Annotated in this window: 1 protein-coding gene (cut by a window edge); it reads right to left on the bottom strand. The window is 65.1% G+C overall.

Annotated elements, in window-relative coordinates:
- Positions 1–22,606, bottom strand: the 5' portion of a protein-coding gene (locus ACFULT_RS09365; RefSeq protein ID WP_378481295.1) for a non-ribosomal peptide synthase/polyketide synthase. The gene continues 7,526 nt to the left of window position 1, outside the view; 22,606 of the gene's 30,132 nt are visible here — the first part of the coding sequence; it begins with the start codon at positions 22,604–22,606; the stop codon falls past the left edge of the window.

Below are 22,606 nucleotides of genomic sequence, written 5' to 3'. Positions count from 1 at the left end.
ACGCGTCGTCCTCGCTGCCCAGAACACTGCGTTGCCACAGCGTGTAATCCGCGTACTGCACGTCCAGCGGTTGCCACTGAGGTCGATCACCGGCCGTGCGTGCCGCGTAGGCCGTCATCACGTCGCGCGTCAGAGGGCCCATCGAGAACCCGTCGGCAGCGATGTGATGCACGACGAACACCAGAACGTGCGACTCGGGGCTCACTTCCAGCAACCGAGTTCGCACGGGGACGTCTCGAGTGACGTCGAACCCGACCGAGACGATCGACACGACCTCGTCCACTACCTCCGATTCGGACACAGCGTGCGGCGCCATGTCGAAGGAGACCTGGGACGGCTCGAGGATCACCTGATGCCCGACACCGTCGACCTCGGGGTAGACCGTCCGCATCGTCTCGTGGCGGGTGAGGACGTCGGTCACCGCGTCGCGCAGCGCCTCGGTGTCCAACTCGCCGGTCAGTCGTATCGCGACGGGAATGTTGTTCACCGCGGAGGCAGAGTCGAAACGATTCAGGAACCACATTCGCTGCTGAGCGAGCGACAGCGGAATCCGTTCCGGGCGGTCCTGGGCAGCCAGTGCGACACGGCGCTGCGAGCCCGTTCCCTCGGACCCGACGTGTGCTTCCACTGCACGTGCGAGAGCGCCGACCGTGGTGGCGTCGAAGAGAACCCGGATCGGGACCGTCGTATCCAAGGCTGCGCCGAGCCTGGCGACGACCTGCGTTGCCACCAGGGAGTTGCCGCCCAGGGAGAAGAAGTCGTCGTCCAGACCGACGGACTGCACGCCGAGCACGTCGGAGAACACCGTCGCAACGGCCTGTTCGATCGGAGTCGTCGGTGCACGGAAGTCCGCGGCAGACACCTCCGGATCGGGAAGAGCCTTGCGATCCAGCTTGCCGGAGCTCGTCAGCGGGAGACCGTCCAGGAGCACGACAGCCGACGGAACCATGAACGCAGGCAGTCGAGTCTCGGCTTCCGACGAGATGTCCGCGACTGTCGTGCGTGCCGTCGATGGAACCACCCATGCCACCAAACGATCGCCGCGCACGGCCACTACAGCCTGCGCGACCGCAGGGTCGGCGACGAGGGCGGCCTCGATCTCACCGAGCTCGATTCGTTGTCCGCGCAGCTTGACCTGGAAATCGGAGCGGCCGACGTACTCGAGTTCGCCGGCTGTGTTCCACCGCACGACGTCACCCGTGCGGTACAGCCGCCCGTGTCCGAAGGGGTTCGCGACGAATCGGTCCGCGGTCAGATCAGGTCGTGAGCTGTAGCCGCGTGCCAGTTGAACGCCACCGAGATACAGCTCTCCCTCGGAGCCGTCGGGAGCCGGCCGTAGAGCGTTGTCGAGTACGTACACCTGTGTGTTCCACACCGGTCGACCGATCGGGACACCGCGGGTGTCCGCAGCGACGAACTCGTGATACGTCACATCGACGGCTGCTTCGGTCGGCCCGTAGAGGTTGACCAGCCGCGCCGACGGAAGCAGCGACACGATCCGTGCTGCAGTCGACTCCGGCAATGCCTCACCGGACGCGAACACCCACCGAAGGTCGCGAGCGTCGGCGGCACCTGGTTCTGCCGAGAACACGCCGAGCATCGACGGCACGAAGTGCGCCACCGAGACCGACTCCTGCGCGAACAGCTGCGCGAGATATGCGGGATCGCGGTGACCGTCCGGCCGAGCGACGACGGTTCTCGCCCCGACACGCATGGGCCAGAACAGCTCCCACACTGACACGTCGAACGTCACCGGTGTCTTCTGTACGACGGTGTCGGCGTCGTGCAGACCGTACTCGGCCTGCATCCACTCGAGGCGGTTGACGATGGCGCGATGAGTGATCGTGACGCCCTTGGGCCGCCCCGTCGAACCCGAGGTGAACAGCACGTATGCACTGTTGTCCGGCCCGACCGTACGGTCCGACGGCCCGAGTGCGAGCGCCGGGTACTCGGACAGCGGCAGCGTGTCGATGTGCACCACCGGGGGTGAGCCTGCACCCAGATCCACCGCGTCGCGCTCGGTCGAGAGCACGAGCACCGCGTTCGCCACGTCCACGATGTACTCGAGACGATCGACGGGCTGTTCCGGGTCGAGTGGAACGTACGCTCCGCCTGCCTCCACGACGGCGTAGATGCCGACCATCAGATCGATCGACCGGCGCATGCCGACTGCCACCGCGATCTCCGGCCCGACACCGCGGCCCACCAGGTAGCGCGCCAACCGGTGAACGCGTTCGGCGAACTCGCGGTAGCTGATGGTGTCGCCCTCGAACGTCAACGCAGGTGCGTCGGGAGTCGATTCTGCGCGGGAGAAGAAGGCGTCCAGCAGCAGCGCCTCGTCGACGGCATGATCGGTCTCGTTGCGATCGACGACCAGGGCATGACGTTCGTCGTCGCCGAGTAGGTCGAGGTCGCCGACCCTGACACTCGGATCGGCTGCCACCGCGGTGAGAATTCGCTCCATCCGACCGATCAGTGCTGCCACGTGACCTTCGTCGAACAGGTCCTCGAAGTACTTCAGTGTCAACCGAATTCGGTCGTTCGCGACGATGAGCAACGTCAGCGGGTAGTGCGTGCTGTCGTTCGACTCCACACCGGACACGGCCATGCCGTCGATGTTCGACGCCTGGGCCGCGAGGCCTTCCTCGTCGACGGGGTAGGACTCGAACACGGTCAGTGTGTCGAAGAGGGCACCGACACCGGCTGCGCGCTGGATGTCCGTAAGCCCGAGGTAGTGGTGATCGAGCAGATCGGCCTGCTCGGCCTGGAGCGTCGTGAGCGCCGACTCGACGGACTCGGCTGCGTCCAGGCGAACACGGATCGGGAGTGTGTTGATGAACAGACCGACCATCGACTCGACACCGGGAAGTCCTGCAGGCCTACCGGATACCGTCGCACCGAACACGACGTCGTCCCGGCCGGTCGATGCCGACAACAGGATTCCCCACGCGGCCTGAACCAGCGTGTTCACGGTGACTCCGAGGCGCGCGCCCAAGTGCGTCAGCGACGAGGACAACTCTGCCGACAGGACTGTCTCCACAGCACCCGACCGCGACGTGATCTCACGTCCCGCGGCACCGGGAGCGAGAATCGTCGGCTCCGGAGCGTCCTCGAACGCTCGGGCCCACACCCCTTCCGACCGTGCTCGATCCTGACGTGCGATCCAGGACAGGAACGTTCGGTAGGACGACACACGCGGCAGACCGGACGCGTCGCCGTGTGCGGCGTACAGAACCAACAGGTCCCGCATCAGCAACGGCATGGACCATCCGTCGAGCAGGACGTGGTGGTTCGCGAACAGCAGCCGACTGTCGTCCTCGGCGATCTTCACCAGGGTGAAGCGCACGAGAGGTGCCGTGGCGGTGTCGAATCGAGCTTCCTGCTCCCCCGCACGCAGCTCCTCGTACGCACGCTCACGATCGCCCGACGGGAGTCCGGACAAGTCGTGCTCGAACCACGGAAGTTCGACGTCGTCCTGAACCACCTGAACGGTGGAGCCGTCGGCGACCGTCACGAACGCGGAACGCAGGTTGTCGTACCGGTCGACGAGCGACGCCGCGGCGGTACGAAGACGACCGGCATCGACGTCGCCGGTCAGGCGCAGAACCATCTGCATCGTGTACACGTCGACGGACGACTCCGCGAGCAATGCGTGGAACAACAGACCCGATTGCAGCGGTGCAAGCGACCAGATGTCACGCGTCGACGGGTAGCGCTGTTCGACGACGTCGATGTCGCGCTGACCGATACGGACCAGCGGGACGTCCGACGGTGTCAGACCGCCGGCGGTACCGTCCGCGACGTGAGCGGCCAGAGCGGTCAGCGCGCCCACCCAGAGGTCGGCCAGTTCCCGAACGTCGTCTGCATCGATGGCACCGATGGGGAATGCGAACGTCGCGGCGAGCGCCGAATCGTCGCCGGCTCCGCGGACGATCGCATTGATGTCGACGGTCTTGTTCGCCGCCATGTCGGCGTCACCGATGATAGCCAGATCGTCGAAATCGGTTGCGGGCAACCACCCTTCGATTCCTTCCGGAACCTCACCGGTGCTACCACGACCGAGGTAGTTGAAACTGATCTGACCGGTCGACAGCGAGCCGAGCTCGTTCGCGGTGTCCTCGTTGAGGTACCGCAACAACCCGTATCCCATGCCCTTGTCCGGAATGCCGAGCAGTTGCTCCTTGATCAGCTTGACCGCGGCACCGATGGAGGAGCCACCGCCGAGCGCGTCGGAGATGTCGACTCCGGTGAGATCGAGACGGACCGGGTACATGCTCGTGAACCATCCGACGGTGCGCGAGAGATCGGCACCTGGAATCAGTTCTTCTTCGCGGCCATGCCCTTCGAGTTGAACCAACGTCGCAGGCGCATCGACTCCGCGACGCGCACGGAACTCTTGCACGGCAAGAGCAAGACCGGCCAGCAGACCGTCCGACACTCCACCGTGGAAGGCATCGGGCACGGTAGTCAGCAGGGCGCGAGTCACGCTCGGCGACAACTCGATCGCGCAACGTTCCACCGTCGACGTCACGTCACGGGCGGGGTCGAACGGGCGCGTACCGAGGACCGGGTCCGGAGTTTCCGCGACGCTCCGCCACAGGTCCATCTCCGCGAGACGGCGAGGCGAACGCGCGTCGTCCGCGAGGGCGTGCGCCCAGCGACGCTCCGACGTGCCGACCTCGGGCAGAGCGGGGACTGCACCCGCCGCTGTCTGCGCCCAGGCGGAGACGAAGTCCGGCACCAGGATTCGCCAGGACACGCCGTCCACGACGAGGTGGTGTGCCACGACGACGAGACGGCCGCTCCTCGACGAACCGAAATCGACCCACACGAAACGGAGCATGTCACCTGCGAACGGATCGAGGTGCGACATGGAATCGTCGACGGCCGCTGCGGTACGAGCGAGAACCTCGTCGATATCGTGCTCGGCGCCCATGTCGATGCGGTCGACGAGACGATCGACCGAGACCGAACCAGGTGCGGAAGTCTCGAGACCCCACCCCTGAGACCCGTTCACCAGGCGCGCTCGGAGTCCGTCGTGTCGGTCCACCACGGCGAGGATGGTCGCCACGATTCCCTGACGGTCTATACCGACGGGCAACTCGAGGGTCACCGACTGCACGAACCGATCGAACGATCCACCCCGATCGGTCATCGAACGAGCGAACGGAAGCAGTGGTGCCCAGCCGATTCCGCCGCCGTCGAGCTCACCGAGAACGACTTCGTCGACGAGGTTCTCGGCAGCGGCGGCCACCGACGCGAGACCGGCGACGGTCTTCTGCTCGAACACGTCACGCGGGGTGATCACGACACCCCTGGCTCGAGAGCGTGCAACGAGCTGGATCGACACGATGCTGTCACCGCCGAGCGCGAAGAACGAGTCGTCGACGCCGACTGTGTCGAGACCGAGGACGTCCGCGAAGACTTCGCTGAGTACTCGCTCGACATCGGTTTCGGCACCGCGGAACTCGGCCGAACTCTCGAACGTGTGCTCCGGCAGCGCTCTACGGTCGAGCTTGCCCGACGGTCCGACCGGCAGTTCGTCGAGAACGAGAACCGACACCGGAACCATGTACTCAGGCAGCGTGGTCGCCGCCGACGCGAGTACCGCGTCGACGTCCACCGACGCGCCTGCTGTGGGCACTACGTAGGCGACAAGCTGATCGCGCACGACCAGTACGACGGCCTGAGCCACCGAATCGGCACTCAGAAGGGCGGACTCGATTTCTCCCAGCTCGATACGCAGGCCACGAAGCTTGACCTGGAAGTCCGAGCGCCCGATGTATTCGAGCTCGCCGTTCGACGTCCAGCGAACCAGGTCGCCGGTGCGGTAGAGGCGGCCACCCTGCCCGTCTGCCGGATCGGCGACGAACCGGTCGGCCGTCAGGTCCGGACGCGAATGGTATCCACGAGCGAGCTGCACACCGGCGAGGTAGAGCTCGCCCACCATCCCGAGCGGGACCCGGCGCAGACGATCGTCGAGCACATGGACGCGGGTGTTGTACACCGGACGTCCGATGGGGACCGAGGCGACGTCCGTACCGACGAATTCGTGGTAGGTCACGTCGACGGCCGCCTCAGTGGGGCCGTACAGGTTGACCAACCGAGCGGCCGGCAGAACCGACCCGATCGCCCGCGCAGTGGCCGGCGGCAGCGCCTCACCGGACGCGAAGATCCAGCGCAGCGCGTCGGCCCCGTTCGCCGAGGGTTCCGCTGCGAAGACGGCAAGCATCGACGGCACGAAGTGTGCGACCGACACCTGCTCGCCGCGCATCAGCTCCGCCAGGTAGACCGGGTCACGATGCCCGTCCGGCTTCGCGATCACCAGACGCGCGCCGATCTGCAGCGGCCAGAACAGTTCCCACACCGACACGTCGAACGTCACCGGTGTCTTCTGCACCACCACGTCGTCGCCCCGGAGGCCGTACTGTTCCTGCATCCAGACGAGGCGGTTGACGATGGCGGCGTGAGTGATCGTCACGCCCTTCGGCCGACCCGTCGAGCCCGAGGTGAACAGCACGTACGCGGCATTCGACGGACGAAGAACACCGATGCGCTCCGCATCGGTGAGCAGCGCATCCGAGTACTCGCCGAGCCCCAGACGATCGATCTCGAGCACCACCGCGTCGTCCGCGCGGAAACCCTCCCGCGACGTGGTCAGGACCGTGGCCGCCCCGGAAGTGTCCAGGATGTACTCGACACGATCGGCCGGCTGATCCGGATCGACCGGCACGTAGCCCGCACCCGTTTCCAGAACGGCGTAGATGCCGACCATCAGATCGAGCGACCGCTTGAAGGCAACCGCGACAAGCGATTCCGCGCCGACACCACGTTCGACGAGGGCGCGGGCGAGTCGATTGACCCGGCGATGGAACTCGGCGTACGTGAGCGATTCGTCCTCGAACGTCAGCGCCACCGCATCGGGCGTCCTCGCCACCTGGGCGTCGAACATCGAAACGAGCGTCGCCGACTCGTCGACAGCGTGAGCGGTGTCGTTCGCCGCCGCGATCAGTGCGCGTTCGCTCGGGTCGGACAGGTCGACATCGCCGATAGCGGCCGTTCGATCCGCGGCGAAAGCCTCGAAAATGCGTTCCAACCGGCCCATCATGGTGGCCACGGCCGCGCCGTCCAGAACATCGGTCAGATACTTCAGCTTCAGATGCACCTGCGAGTCCACCGCGATGAGCAGCGTGAGCGGGTAATGGGTCGCGTCCTCCAGCTCCACCCCGGACACCGACATACCGTCGATGTTCTTCGCTTGTTCGGCGAGACCCGCTTCGTCGACGGGGTACGACTCGAAGACCGTCAGGGTGTCGAACAACGCTCCCAGATTCGCGGCTCGCTGAATCTCGTTGAGCCCCAAATAATGATGATCGAGCAGATCGGCTTGTTCACCCTGCAGACGCACCAGTACGGATTCGACGGATTCGTGGCCGTCGAACCGAACACGGACGGGGAGGGTGTTGATGAACAGACCAACCATGGATTCGACGCCCGCCAGGCCCGCCGGGCGTCCGGACACCGTGGCGCCGAACAGCACGTCGTTGCTTCCGACGGACCGGCCGAGGAGCAGACCCCACGCTGCCTGGACCATCGTGTTCAGCGTGACACCGAGCTGCGCTCCGACCGAGTGAAGCGCCGACGACAACGCCGGGCTGAGATCCAGAATCACCTCACCGATATCGGTGGACGCCTGTCCTGCGCGCTCGGCCGACGTGAGCATCGTCGGTTCTTCGACACCCGCCAAGGCCTCGATCCACTTGTCGTTCGACACGCGTGCGTCCTGCTCCGCGACCCAGCCGAGGAACGACCGGTAGGACCGCACACGAGGCAGCAACGACACGTCACCTTCAAGCGCGTACAGAGCCAGAAGATCTCGCATCAGCAGCGGCGTCGACCAACCGTCGAGAAGAAGGTGGTGACTGGAGACGAGGAACCGTACGTCGGTGGCCGACACGGTGACGAACGTGAACCGCATGAGCGGAGCCGACGTCAGGTCGAACGGTTCGATCTTGTCGGCTGCTCGAAGCTCGTCGAAGGCCGCCTCGCGCTCCGATTCCGGCAGCGACGTCAGATCGACGTCCTTCCACGGCACGTCGACTCGGTCCAGCACCAACTGGACCGACGTACCGTCGACGTTCTGGACGAATGCCGTTCGCAAGTTCTCGTATCGGTCGAGCAGTGCCTGTGCGGCGCCGTGCAGGCGTTCGCGCTCGACGTTTCCGCTCAGCCGCAGTACGACCCGCATCGTGTAGACGTCGACCGACCCAGCCCGGGCGTCGGTCGACTGGGCGATCAGAGCATGGAACAGCAAGCCCGACTGCAGCGGGGCGAGCGACCAGATATCTGCCGCCGCGGGATACGACGCTTCCCAACGATCGATGTCGGCCTGCGACACGGACACCAGAGGAACATCCGACGGAGTCAGTCCCCCTGCGTTGTCTCCTGCCACATGTTCGGTCAGCGCGGTCAGCGCACGATCCCACAGCTCGACCAATTCGGTGACCTGGGTGCGTGTGAGCATCCCTGTCGCGAACGTGAAACTTGCTGTCAGACGTGGTCCGTCGACGGTGTCGACGACGGCAGAGTTGATGTCCACCGCGGCATTGGCCGGCATGTCCGGGTCACCCGGTGCGCCGACGTCTGCCAGCACCGCGGACGGGAGCCAAGCACCGCCGGTCAGTTCCGCCGAGATGCCCTCGGTGGACACGCGTCCCAGGTAGTTGAAGCTGACCTGCGGAGTATTCGCGCTGGACTGCAGAACCTTGGCCGTCTCACCGTTCAAGTAGCGGAGCAGACCGTAGCCCATTCCCTTGTCCGGCACAGCGAGGAGTTGTTCCTTCACGGCCTTGACCGCATCGCCGGCCGCTGTGCCACCGGACAGAGCGTCCTCGACGTCGATCCCGTTCAAATCGAGTCGGACCGGGAACGCACTGGTGAACCATCCGACGGTTCGAGAGAGGTCCGCACCCGGAACGATGCCCTCCTCTCGACCGTGGCCCTCGAGCTTGACCAGGCTTTCGGAGGTCACAGCGCCGGTTCGGGATCGCCATTCGCCGAGAGCCAACGCCAGGGTGGCCAGAAGTCCGTCGTTGACGCCACCGTTGAACGCACTCGGTACTCGGGTGAGCACGGCGTCTGTGACCGCCGCGGACAGTTCGATGTCGACGCGGTCGGTCGACGACAGCGTGTCGATTCGCGCGTCGAACGCGCGAGAACCGATCCGCGGATCAGCACCTGCCAGAACGCCTGTCCACCAGCCAATTTCAGCTTCGCGCTCGCTGTCGTGAGCGGCATCGACCAAACCGTGGGCCCACCGACGCATCGACGTACCGACGGCAGGAAGAGTGATCGGCTGCTCGGCCGCTCCCTGCCCCCATGCCACGGCGAGGTCGGGCAGCAGGATTCGCCACGACACGCCGTCGACCACGAAGTGGTGTGCGACCAGGAGGAGGATGCCGGCCCGCGCAGGCCCGTCACCGACGAAGTCGAACCAGACGACCTCCAACATCCGACCACGCTCGGGATCGAGGCGGTCCTTGGCCTCGTCGAGCGCGGACTCGGCACGCACGCGGACCGCTGCGTCGTCGAGCCCGGAGTCGAGCTCGACGCGAACCAGCAGATCGTCGACGTCGACGGTGCCGTGATCACGGACGTAGAAGGTCCACTCGCCGCCTTCGGCACGCTCGACGACGGACCGAAGCACGTCGTGGTGATCGACGACCGCGCCGATGGTCCTGCTCAGCAGCCCGTGGTCGATGCCGGTGGGCAGCGTGACCGCCACCGACTGCGCGAACCTGGCGAATCCACCCGGACCTTCGAGGATGGATTTCATGATCGGCGTCAGTGCGAGCGGACCCAGTCCGCCGCCGGGCAGCTCTTCAACCACCGGGACGTCCGTGGTCTCGCTCACCACGGTGGCGACCTCGGCAAGCGCGGCAACGGACTTGCGCTCGAACACGTCCCGAGGGGTGAAGGAGATACCCCGTGCACGCGCCCGAGAGACCAGTTGAATAGACACGATGCTGTCGCCGCCGAGAGCGAAGAACGACTCGTCGACGCTCACACGCTCCATGTTCAGAACATCGGCGAAGACTTCGGCGATGATCGTCTCTATTTCTCCGGTCGCACCGCGGAATTCCTGTTCGGTGAACACCGGTTCCGGTAGCGCCGCACGGTCCAGCTTTCCCACCGGGGTCAACGGAACACTGTCGAGAACGATGATCGACGCCGGGACCATGTGCGCAGGAAGAGTTTTCGCCACGAACTCGGTGAGATCCTCGACGTCGACTGTCGCCCCTCGCGCCGGGAGCACGTAGGCAACCAGACCGGTTGCACCGCTGGGAAGCTCACGTCCGAGAGTGGCCGCGAAGGACACACTGTCGTGTTCGGTCAGTGCTGCGTCGACCTCACCGAGTTCGACACGGAATCCGCGGACCTTGATCTGGAAGTCCGATCGCCCGACGAATTCGATGGTCACCGCGTTCGGGTCGACGATCACGGCGTCCGATCCGAAGGTCCACCGGACGACGTCGCCCGTGCGGTACATCCGAGCACCGGGAGCGCCGTACGGATTGGCGACGAAGCGCGACGACGTCAGATCCTCGCGCTCGTGGTAGCCCCGCGCGAGAGCGCCGCCCGCAAGATAGAGCTCACCTGCGGCCCCGACGGGAACCGGGTGAAGACGCGCGTCGAGAACGAGCGCCGACATACCGTGAATCGGTCGGCCCACGGTAATGGGCATGCCCGGACGAAGCTCGGCGAACGTGGAGATGATCGTGGTCTCGGTCGGACCGTACCCGTTGAAGTACGTGCGGCCCGGCGCCCACCGAGCGAGGAGATCGGGAGTGGTGACGTCGCCGCCGACGGAGACGACCCGGAGACTGTCGATCCCCGCCGCGTCCACTGTTCCGAGCACGGCGGGCGTGATGATCGTATGGGTCACCTGCTCGGTGACGAGCAACTCGGCGAGGTCCTCACCGCCGATGATGGTCGACGGCACGACGACGAGGGTCGCGCCTTCGGAGAACGCGGCCATCCATTCGAGAACCGACGGATCGAAGCTCGGCGAACAGATGTGCAGGAACTTGGATGTTCGGTCCAGGTGATACAGGTCGGTCGCCGCGTCGAGCACGCCGCCCAGACCACTGTGCGTGACGACGACGCCCTTGGGGAGTCCCGTCGAGCCGGAGGTGTAGATCACGTACGCGGCGTGATCGATGGACAGCGGCGACGTGCGATCCGCGTCGGTGATCGGAGCGTCGGACTGCCGAGAGACCGCCGCTGCGAAATCCGCGCCGTCGGTCACGAGCCACTCGATCGCCGAAGGCAGTTCCTCGACGTGGTCGCCCGACGTCAGGCCGAACAGAGCGCCCGAGTCGCCGACCATGTGCTCGATGCGTCCGGACGGGTAGTTGGGATCGACCGGCAGGTGCGCAGCTCCTGACTTGGCCACCGCCCAGACCGCGGCGACCATGTCGTAGGAGCGCGGAAAGGCGAGCGCAACGATGCGATCAGGTCCGGCACCACGCTCGATCAACGCACGCGCGACACGCGTGGACGTCTCGTCGAGTTCTCGATAGGTGATGGAGCGGCCGTCCGCGCGCACCGCCACACCGTCGGGATCGATGTCGACACCGCGCTGGAAGATCTCCGGCAAAGTACCGCCGTGAGTCACCTCGTCGCCGTGGACGTGAGTCAGCCACTGGTACTCGTCGTTCTCGAGAATGGTGAGGTCACCGACCGGACGATCGGGTCGTGCGACGACACCTTCGAGAATTCGAACGAACCGGCGAGCGAACACCTCGACCGTCGAGCGGTCGAACAGAGCTGTCGCATAAGTGAATTCAGCGGAGATTCCGGTCTGCGCACCCGATTGATCGGTGTGCTCGGACAACAGCAACGACAGATCGAACTTGGCGACGTCGATGTCGAACTCGACCGCACTGACCTTGAGCCCCGGCAGTTCGAAGCTGGTCTGCGGCAGGTTCTGGAACGACAACGCGACCTGGAAAAGCGGGTGGCGCGCCGTGGAACGTTCCGGGTTCAGGATCTCCACGAGCCGCTCGAACGGCACGTCGGCATTACCGAATGCCTTGAGGTCGACCTCGCGAGTCGTCTCGAGCAGGTTCTCGAACGACCGACTCGGTTCGACGTCGGACCGGAGGACGAGCGTGTTGACGAACATGCCGATCACGTCGTCGAGTTCCGCTTCACCACGCCCGGCGATCGGCGTGCCGATTGCAATGTCCGACGTTCCGGACAAGCGGGCCAACAGAACTGCAAGCGCCGAGTGAACGACCATGAACAGCGTCGTGCCGGTACGGCGAGCCAATTCGACGAGGTCTCGGTGCAGTTCCGGTTCGATGCGGAAACTGCTCGTACCACCGAGGAAGGACTGCACGGCCGGGCGCGGCCGGTCGAACGGCAGAACGAGTTCCTCCGGCAGACCTGCGAGCGTCGACTTCCAGAAATCTGCCTGCGTCGAGATCAGCGACCGGGGGTCGGATTCGTTTCCGAGTGCCTCACGCTGCCACAGCGTGAAATCCGCGTATTGGACTGCGAGCGGGGACCAACCCGGCTCCTCGCCGACAGTCCGTGCTGCGTACGCGATCATGACATCGCGCGTCAGCGGGCCCATCGACCAGCCGTCGGCGCTGATGTGGTGCGCGACGAACACGAGCACGTGCTCGGTCTCGGTGACGGCGAACAGCTCGGCGTGAAGCGGCACTTCACGCGTCACGTCGAACCCTGTCGAGACCACGGACGCGATTCGTCCCGGAAGGTCGTCCTCGGCAACGGCGACCGGCACCAACACAGGAACAGCCGACGACGTCGGCAGAATCACCTGCGAGGCGACCCCATCGGTCTCCGGATAGACGGTGCGCAGCGCTTCGTGACGCTCGAGCACGTCGGCGATGGCGGCCTGCAGCGCAGACACGTCGAGGCTTCCGGAGAGCCGGATGGCCACCGGGAGGTTGTTCACAGCCGACTCGGTGTCGAAGCGGTTGAGGAACCACATCCTCTGCTGAGCGAGCGACAGCGGAATGTGATCCGGACGCGGGCCTGCAACGAGCGCGACTCGACCACCACCGATGTGGGATTCCGCACGGGCAGCGAGGCTTTCGACGGTCGAAGCTTCGAACAGCGTCCGCACTGGCACGCGGGCTCCGAGGGCAGCACCGACTCTCGACACGACCTGCGTCGCGACGAGCGAGTTTCCGCCCAGCTCGAAGAAGTCGTCGTCGAGACCTACTCGCGGCGCACCCAGGACCTCGGCGAACACACCCGCCACGATTTCCTCGACCGGTGTGCGGGGCGCGCGGAACACTCGCGCTTCGAACACCGGATCCGGCAGAGCCCGGCGATCGAGCTTGCCGGATGCGTTCAGTGGAAGAGCATCGAGCACGACGAAGGTGGACGGCACCATGTAGGTCGGCAGCACCGTGGAAACGGCGGATTGCAATGCCCCGGTGTCCACCGTTGCACCCGGGACGGCAACGACGTACGCGACGAGCTGATCGGAACGAACCAGAACGACGGTCTGCGCCACGAGCTCGTGTCCGAGCAACGCGGACTCGATCTCGCCGAGCTCGATACGCAGGCCGCGCAGCTTGACCTGGAAGTCCGTGCGTCCGAGGTAGTCGAGTTCCCCGGCAGCAGACCACCGAACGAGGTCACCGGTGCGATACATCCGAGTGCCGTCGCCGAACGTCGAGGCAACGAAGCGATCTGCCGACAGGTCGGGACGGCCGAAGTAACCGCGTGCGACCTGTGCGCCCGTCAGATACAGCTCTCCCGCGACACCGATCGGAACCGGACGCAACCGAGAATCAAGCACGAGCACCCGTGCGTTCCAGACCGGCGATCCCATCGGCGCCGAGGCACCGGGGATGGACACGCCCGGAAGTCCGGCCACTGCACGCGCGGTTGCGTGAACCGCGAACTCGGTCGGACCGTAGAGGTTGTGGATCCGTGCAGACGGAAGCGCCGACGCAGCGGACCGAACCACCGATGTCGGCAGAGCTTCACCTGCGACCAACACCGTCCGCAGCGACGAACATCCGTCGGGACCGACAGCCGAGACGAATGCGGACAGGACGGACGGCACGAACGACGTCGCGGTGACGCCCTCCGACTCTATGACGGACACCAGATATGCCGGGTCGCGATGACCATCCGGCTCGGCGACGACGAGGCGACCACCGGCAGCGAGCGACGCGAACAGTTCCCACACCGACACGTCGAACGTGAACGGAGTTTTCTGCAGGACGACGTCGTCGGTGCTCAGGCCGTATTCGGCGACCAGCCAGGAGATCTGGTTCACCACGGCGGAGTGTGAAACGGCGACACCCTTCGGCTTGCCCGTCGATCCGGACGTGAAGATCACGTAGGCGACGTTGTCCGCGCGGAGCGGCGCGAGGCGATCCGCATCGGTGACCTTCGCCGCCGAGTGACTGCTCGTGTCGAGCGAGTCGACCTCGACGATCGGTACGTCGGCTCGAAGGTCGAGGTCGTCGTGGGACGTCGTCAGCGCAGCGATCGGCAACGCGACATCGAGGATGTACCCGTTACGCTCGGCCGGCTGGTCCGGGTCGACCGGGACGTAGCCTGCTCCCGACCGGAGAACTGCGTACAGCGCGACGATCATCGACAACGACCGCCGCATCGCCACGGCGACCAACCTGTCCGGTCGCGCACCACGGGCAACGAGTTCGCGAGCAAGACGGTTGATACGTGCGTCGAGTTCCGCGTACGTGACACCCCGTCCGTCGAACACGACGGCAATCGCGTCGGGGCGCGCGTCGACCTGGGCGTCGAATGCGTCGAGAATTGTTGCGTCGGCGTTGATTCCGTGCTCGGTGTTGTTCCAGGACTTCAGGATCAACCCACGCTCGACGGCGTCGTACAATTCGATGTCGCCGACCGAAACGGAGCTGTCGGAGATGACCGCGCCGAGCACGTGCAGAAAGCGGTCCGCGAACGCCTGGACAGTGGCTTCGTCGAACAGATCGGTCGCGTAGGTGAATTCGGCCGCAAGACCGTCCGCGTCGCCGCCCGACGTCAGTCGCTCGGTGAGCGTCAGTTGCAAATCGAACTTCGCGACTGCGACATCCAGATCGAGGCTGTCGATACTCAGCGCAGGTAGATCGAGATGCGTGGGCCCGAGGTTCTCGAACGAGAGCATCACCTGGAACAGCGGATGCCGTGCCGTCGACCTGGACGGGTTCAACACCTCGACGAGGCGCTCGAACGGAATGTCCGAGTGCGCGAATGCGCCGAGCGCTGCCTCGCGGGCGTGCGCCAGCAGGTCGTTGAAGCTCTCGTGTCCGTCGACATCGGTGCGCAACACCAGCGTGTTCACGAACATGCCCACGACGTCGTCGAGTGCCTGCTCGCCGCGCCCCGCCACCGGGGTTCCGACGACGATGTCCTCGGTTCCCGACAGGCGTGCCAGAAGCACAGCCAACGCTGCGTGGACAACCATGAACAGCGATGCATTGCGCTCTCGTCCGAGCTCGAGCAGCCCGGCGTGGATCCGAGGCTCGATCTCGAACTCCACTGTCCCCCCGCCGAAGGACTGACGCGCCGGGCGCGGACGGTCCGTCGGGAGATCGAGTTGATCAGGAAGCGCGTCGAGTGTCGACTTCCAGTACGCAACCTGCTGAGAGATCAACGAGGACGCGTCGTCCTCGGAACCGAGAACCGCGCGCTGCCACAGGGTGTAGTCGGCGTACTGGACCGGAAGCGGAACCCAGGCAGGAGCGTCCCACTCCGTCCGCGCGGCGTACGCGATCATCACGTCGCGCGCGAGGGGGCCCAGTGACCAACCATCCGCCGAGATGTGGTGAACGACGATCGTCAGAACGTGCTCGGTCGGCGTGATCTCGAACAATTGCGCGCGCACGGGAACGTCCGCAGTGACGTCGAATCCGGTCGCAGCCAGGTGGGCGATGGATCCCTGCAGGTCCGTCGCGGTGGTCGACACCGGCATCAGATTCGGAACGATCTGTGCTGCGTCCTGCACCACCTGGTGGGGACCGTCGGCCGAGTTGGGGAACACCGTCCGCAGCGATTCGTGGCGGTCGATCACGTCCATGATCGCGACCTGAAGTGCAGGCACGTCGAGCGCTCCGGACAGACGAAGCGCGATGGGCAGGTTGTACGTGGCCGACTCGGTGTCGAAACGGTTGAGGAACCACATCCGCTGCTGCGCCAGGGAGAGCGGAATACGTTCCGGCCGAACACCTCTGGAGAGCTCGATACGAGCTCCACGTCCAGCCTCCTGCTCGACCCTGATGGCCAACTGCGCCACGGTCGGTGACTCGAAGATCGCCCGCACCGGCACCTGCGCGTCGAGCGCGGCACCGAGTCTGGCGACGACCTGAGTCGCGACCAGCGAGTTTCCACCGAGTTCGAAGAAGTCGTCGTCCAGGCCGACTACGGGCGCTCCCAGAACGTCGCTGAACACCGTCGCCACGGTCTCTTCGATCGGTGTCGTGGGAGCACGGAACTTGCGGAAGCTGATTCCCAACTCCGGCTCGGGAAGTGCCCGACGGTCGAGCTTGCCGATCGGTGTAAGCGGGACCTCGTCGAGCACGACGATCGCCGACGGCACCATGTAGTTCGGGAGCAGCCGCGATACGTACCGCGCCAACTCGTCGCTGTCGATACCGGCCGAACCGTGCACGTACGAGACCAGCGCCGTCTGTCCCGACGCCGTCTCCCGGCCGAGAGTGGCAGCGAAGGTCACCGCGGGGAAGCTTTCGAGTGCCGCGTCGATCTCGCCGAGTTCGATGCGGAACCCTCTGACCTTCACCTGGAAATCGGACCGTCCGACGTATTCGATGTCGAACTCGTTGGTCCACCGGACGACGTCGCCCGTCCGGTACATACGCGTGCCCGGCACGCCGAAGGGATCGGCGACGAATCGTTCCGAGGACAATCCGGGACGACGGTAGTACCCCCGCGCTACGGCTTCGCCCGACAGGTAGAGCTCACCTGCGACACCCACCGGAACGGGGTTCAGCCGGGTGTCGAGGATCAGTGCCCCAACTCCGGGCACGGGGCCACCGACGGTGATCCGCTCACCGGCGAAGAGCTCGCCGCGCGTCGAAACTATTGTCGTCTCGGTGGGACCGTATGCGTTGAAGTAGCGACGCCCTCGGGCCCACCGGCCGACCAGATCTGCCGCCGACGCCTCGCCGCCGACGGACAGCAACTCGAGATCGTCGAGACCGGCGGAATCCATCGAGCCGAGCACGGCAGGTGTGATGACGGCGTGCGTCACGGATTCGTCCGCGAAAAGCGTGTGAAGCTCAGGTCCGCCGATGATCGACGGCGGGACCACAACCAGTGTCGCGCCGGCGGAAGCAGCCAGCGCCCATTCCAGGACAGACGGGTCGAACGACGGTGAGATCACGTGCAGGAAGCGTGATTCGGGCGTGACTCGGTACAGCTCGCGTGAAGAATCGATCAGTCCGGACAGGCCACGGTGGGTGACGCTCACGCCCTTGGGCAGGCCGGTCGAACCGGAGGTGTAGATGACGTAGGCGACGCTGTCGAGGGTCACCGAGGACAGCCTGTCGGTATCGACCAACGCTGCGCCGGAACGACGTTCGACCGACTTCTCGAATTCCTCGGAGTCGATCGGCCACCATTCGCACGTCGCGGGTAGGGCGTCGACTCGCGCCGAGGTGGTGATGCCGACAACCGCCCCGGAGTCCGAGAGCATGTGACGCACCCGATCCACGGGGTACTCGGGGTCCACCGGCACCCATGCTGCGCCGGTTTTCGCGACTGCCCAGATGGACAGGACCATCTCGAGCGATCGCGGAAACGCGAGAGCCACCACGGTCTCCGGGCCGATTCCACGTTCGATCAAGTACCGCGCGTAGCGGTTGGTGAGCACGTCGAGTTCGCTGTACGTCAGTTCCGCTCCGGATGCGCGTACAGCCGCGCCGTCGGGGTTGGCTGCGACACCGGCGTCCAAGAACTCGTGCAGCAATCGCTGCGATTCGTTCGCACCGCCGTGCACCGACGTCAGCGTCGTTGCTTCATCGGCCGCCAGAATGTCGATCGCGCCGACCGGAACCGAGGGATCGGTCACGATCGCGTCCAGGATCCGCACGAACCGTTTCGAGAAGCTCTGGATCGTGGCCTCGTCGAACAGATCGGTGGCGTACTCGAAGACCGCTTCGATCCGGCCAGGTCGTCCGTTCTCGTCCTGATGCTCGGTCAACCATAACTGCAGGTCGAACTTCGCGATGGGAACGTCGAGTTCCTCCGCGGCCACCTCGAGGCCCGCGAAGCTGAGCTCACGCTGGCGGGCGGACTCGAGCGACAGAGCGACCTGGAACAGTGGGTGCCGTGCCGTGGACCGCGCAGGATTCAGTACCTCGACGAGACGTTCGAACGGGATGTCGGCGTGCGCGAACGCGGACAGGTTGGTATTCCTGACCTGATCCAGCAGCACGTCGAACGACGAGTGTGGATCCACCCGCGCGCGGAGCACGAGAGTGTTGACGAACATGCCGATGATGTCGTCGAGTTTCTCGTCCGCTCGACCGGCGATCGGCGCACCGATGGAGATGTCGGTCGTTCCGCTCAAGCGCGACAGCAGAACTGCGTACGCAGCTTGAACCACCATGAACAGCGACGCCTGGTGCGATCGAGCCACGGTGCTCAATCCACGATGCACATCGGGTTCGATCACGAAGCGACTCTTGGCGCCCCCGTTGGTCGCAACCGCCGGGCGCGGTCGGTCCGACGGGAGGTCGAGTTGATCGGGGAGTTCGTCGAGCGTGCGCAACCAGAACGCAATTTGCCGTGCCGAGAGCGAATTCTCGTCCGATTCGGCGCCCAGTACTCGGCGCTGCCACAGTGCGTAATCCGCATACTGGACCTCGAGTGGAGTCCAGCTCGGCGACCGCCCGTCGATGCGAGCTTCGTAGGCGACCATGATGTCACGCGCGAGAGGTCCGAACGACGACCCGTCGGCCGCGATGTGGTGCAGCACCATCGCCAACACGTAGTCGGTGTCGGACAGCTTGAACAGCTCGATTCGGAACGGCGCCCGAACGGAGACGTCGAACCCACCCCGGGCGAGTTCGACGAGACTGTCGACGAGTTGGGCCTCGTCGACATCCGTCACGTTCAGTCCGTCGAACACGTCCTGTGCACGCAGAACGACCTGCTGTGGGGCGTCGTCGATCTGGGGGTAGACCGTCCGCAATGTCTCGTGGCGCTCGACGACGTCCGCGAAGGCGCGCTCCACTGCCGATCTGTCGACGTTTCCACGAAGTCGAACCATGAAAGGAAGGTTGTACGCAGCGGTATCCGGGTCGAACCTGTTCAGGAACCACATTCGCTGCTGAGCGAGTGACAGAGGCACGACATCCGGCCTGGGCCCTGCCACGAGCTCGGGTCCGACGGAGCCCTGCGCCAGAGCGCTCGTTGCGCGCGCTGCCAAGGCACCGACGGAGGGGGCCTCGAACAATTCACGTACACCGAGGCGTACTCCGAGCGCCGATCCGACGCGCGTCACGAGTTGCGTTGCGACCAAGGAGTTTCCGCCGAGTTCGAAGAAGTCCTCGTCGAGCCCGACACGGGTGGCGCCGAGCACGTCCTCGAACACGGTCGCGACGACCTGCTCCGCGTGAGTCTGTGGCGCGCGATACTCGCGGTCGCTACTGAAAACAGGCTCCGGCAATGCTTTTCGGTCGAGCTTGCCGCTGGTGTTCAGTGGGAATGCGTCCAACGCCATGATGGACGCAGGCACCATGTACGACGGCAGCGATCGGCCCGCTCGCTCCACCACCGCCGCGACGTCTATCGACTCGCCGCTCCCCGGAACGACATACGCGACGATCTGATCACCCGTCGCCGTCTCCACCACGAGAACGACTGCCTGCGAGATAGTCTCGTCGGCCAGTAGCACAGTCTCGATTTCGCCGAGCTCGATTCTCTGACCACGGAACTTGACCTGGAAATCAGTTCGGCCGATGTAGTCCAGATTGCCGTCGGCGCGCCACTTCACGAGGTCGCCCGTGCGATACATGCGGTCCCCGCCCGCACCGAAGGGGTTCGCGACGAAACGATCCGAGCTCAGATCGGGTCGACCGACATAGCCTCGTGCCAGCTGGACACCTGCGAGGTAGAGTTCGCCCGCTTCCCCGATCGGCGACGGCCTGAGCCTGCCGTCGAGCACGAACGCACGAGTGTTCCATTCCGGGACGCCGATGGGGACGGTTCTGACGTCCTGGATCCCGCTCTCGTAGTAGGTCACCGACACTGCAGCCTCGGTCGGGCCGTACAGATTGTGCAGACCTGCCCCACAGAGCTCGCGGAACGCCGCCGCGGTCTCGGCAGGGAGCGCTTCACCGATGACGAACACGTGACGGAGCGAATCACACGTTCCCACAGGGGCATTGGCGACGAACACAGTCAGCATGGACGGCACGAAGTCCGTGACCGTCACGCCGTGTTCGGCGATCCTGTCCGCGACGTAGATCGAATCTCGATGCCCATCGGGGGTCGCCAGCACCATGGTGGCACCCACCTGCAACGGCAGGAAGAACCCCCACAACGACACGTCGAACGTCGTCGCAGTTTTCTGCAGGTAGACGTCGGAGGCGTCGAGGCGATACTCCTCACGCATCCATTGCAGCTGGTTGTCGATAGCCGCATGCGACACCGCGACACCTTTGGGGCGTCCCGTCGAACCCGACGTGTAGATGACGTATGCCGTGTTGTCCAGGCGCAACGGAGCGATGCGCTCCCGGTCCTCGATGCGCGTACGGTTCATCGATTCGAAATCGAGGTGGTCGATCTCCACAGCCTCGACACCGTCGGGCAGATCGACGTCGTCGCGGGCGACGGTGAGGACGCACAGCGGATCGGCGGACTCCAGGATGTACCTGGTGCGCTCGGCGGGATGGTCGGGATCGATGGGAACCCATCCGCCACCGGCTTCGACGATGGCGTACATTCCGACGATCAGGTCCAGTGATCGTCGGATGGACAGACCGACAAGTGTTTCCGGCCCGACCCCCTTGCTCACCAGAAGTCGCGCGAGACCACTGACCCGGGAGGCCAATTCGCCGTAGCTGAGAGTCGTTCCCTCGTAGACCAAGGCCGTTGCCGACGGATCGATATCCACGCGGGCGTGGAAATCGGACAGCAACGTTCGCTGGGAAACCTCGTGGTCGGTCTCGTTGAACCCACCGACGACGAGTTCCTGCTCCGTCGTGGTGAGCAAATCGAGATCCCACACACGGTCGGTGGGTGCCGCCGCAACGAATCGGTCGAGGAACTCCACGAAACGCGTGTGGTTGCGCTCGGATTCCGTTGCCGAGTAGACGTTGGGGTTCGACTCGAAGTCGATGTGAGTCTGCTGTCCACCCATGCTCTGGTACAGGTTCAGCCCGAAATCCTCGATGAGACCCGTCGACAGAACGTTCAGGGTTCCGACCATGGAGCCGAGCCGCACCTCGCTGAAGAACAGCATGATGTTGACCCAAGGTCCGAAGAACGACGCCTGCCCGGTGGTACTGCCTGCGTCGCGACGGATGTCCTCGTGGCGATAACGCTGATGTCTGAGTGCGCCGGACACCTCGGTGGTGACCTTCGCCAACAGATCCTCGACGGACATGTCCGCCGTCACCGTCAGACGCAACGGCACCACGTTGGACACCATGCCACCGGACCTACGCAACACTGCCGTCGTACGAGCGGTCACCGGCAAACTGAGGACGACATCCTGAGTGCCGGTCATCTGAGCCAGGTAGCTCGCGAACGCAGCGATGACCACCGTCGCAGTCGTGGTGTCAGCCGAGTCGACCAGTGCAGCGAGGTCCGCCGTCGTCCCCGCGGACAGTGATCGACTGTCGATCTGACTGACGGGCGCGGGGGCGGCAGTACGGCCACCGAGACTCGTGGGGGCCTCGATACCCGCGACGCGATCGGCCCAGTAATTCTTGTCGTTCTCGAACCGGCTCGACTCACGGTACGCGACCTCGGCCTCGTACACCTTGCTGAGATCGGAGGCCTTGCTCGGCGGTGGCTCGTGGCCCTCCACGGATGCCGTGTACAACTCCGCGGCGCGATTCATGAACGTGACGGCGCCGAAGCCGTCGAGCACGACGTGGTGGACTCGGTTGAACCAGAAGTACCTGTCGTCCTCGAGATGCAGAACGGTGGCCGCGATCAGTCGATCCCGGAGAATGTCGATGGGCGCGCTGTAATCCGCGCGCATCCAATCCTGAGCTGCGCTGACCGGGTCCGGTTCACCCCGCAGATCGATGTAACCGAGTGGATCTTCGAGGGTGGAGTCGACGAACTGGCGTGGCTCGGAATCGACCTCCACGATGCGGACGAAACCGGACTGCAGCTCCAACGCGGCGCGAGACTGCGCTGTGCGCAGTGCGTCCAGATCGAGATCCCCGCGCAGCTCGACGTACTGAGCGATGTTGGCGGGCACCGACGGATCCACGTGCTGGGCGAACCACATGCCCAGCTGTGCGGGAGAAAGCGGGAAAGACGAGTCCGGCACTTCCTGATGCGCCTGTGCTCCTCCGACTGATTCGTCCCAACCTAGCGGGTCCAA

This window comes from Rhodococcus sp. NPDC057297, from assembly GCF_042667435.1.
In the GTDB taxonomy this organism is placed as follows: Bacteria; Actinomycetota; Actinomycetes; order Mycobacteriales; family Mycobacteriaceae; genus Rhodococcoides.
The sequence above is the reverse complement of the archived record's forward strand: the minus strand, read 5'-3'. Positions and strand labels throughout refer to the sequence as shown.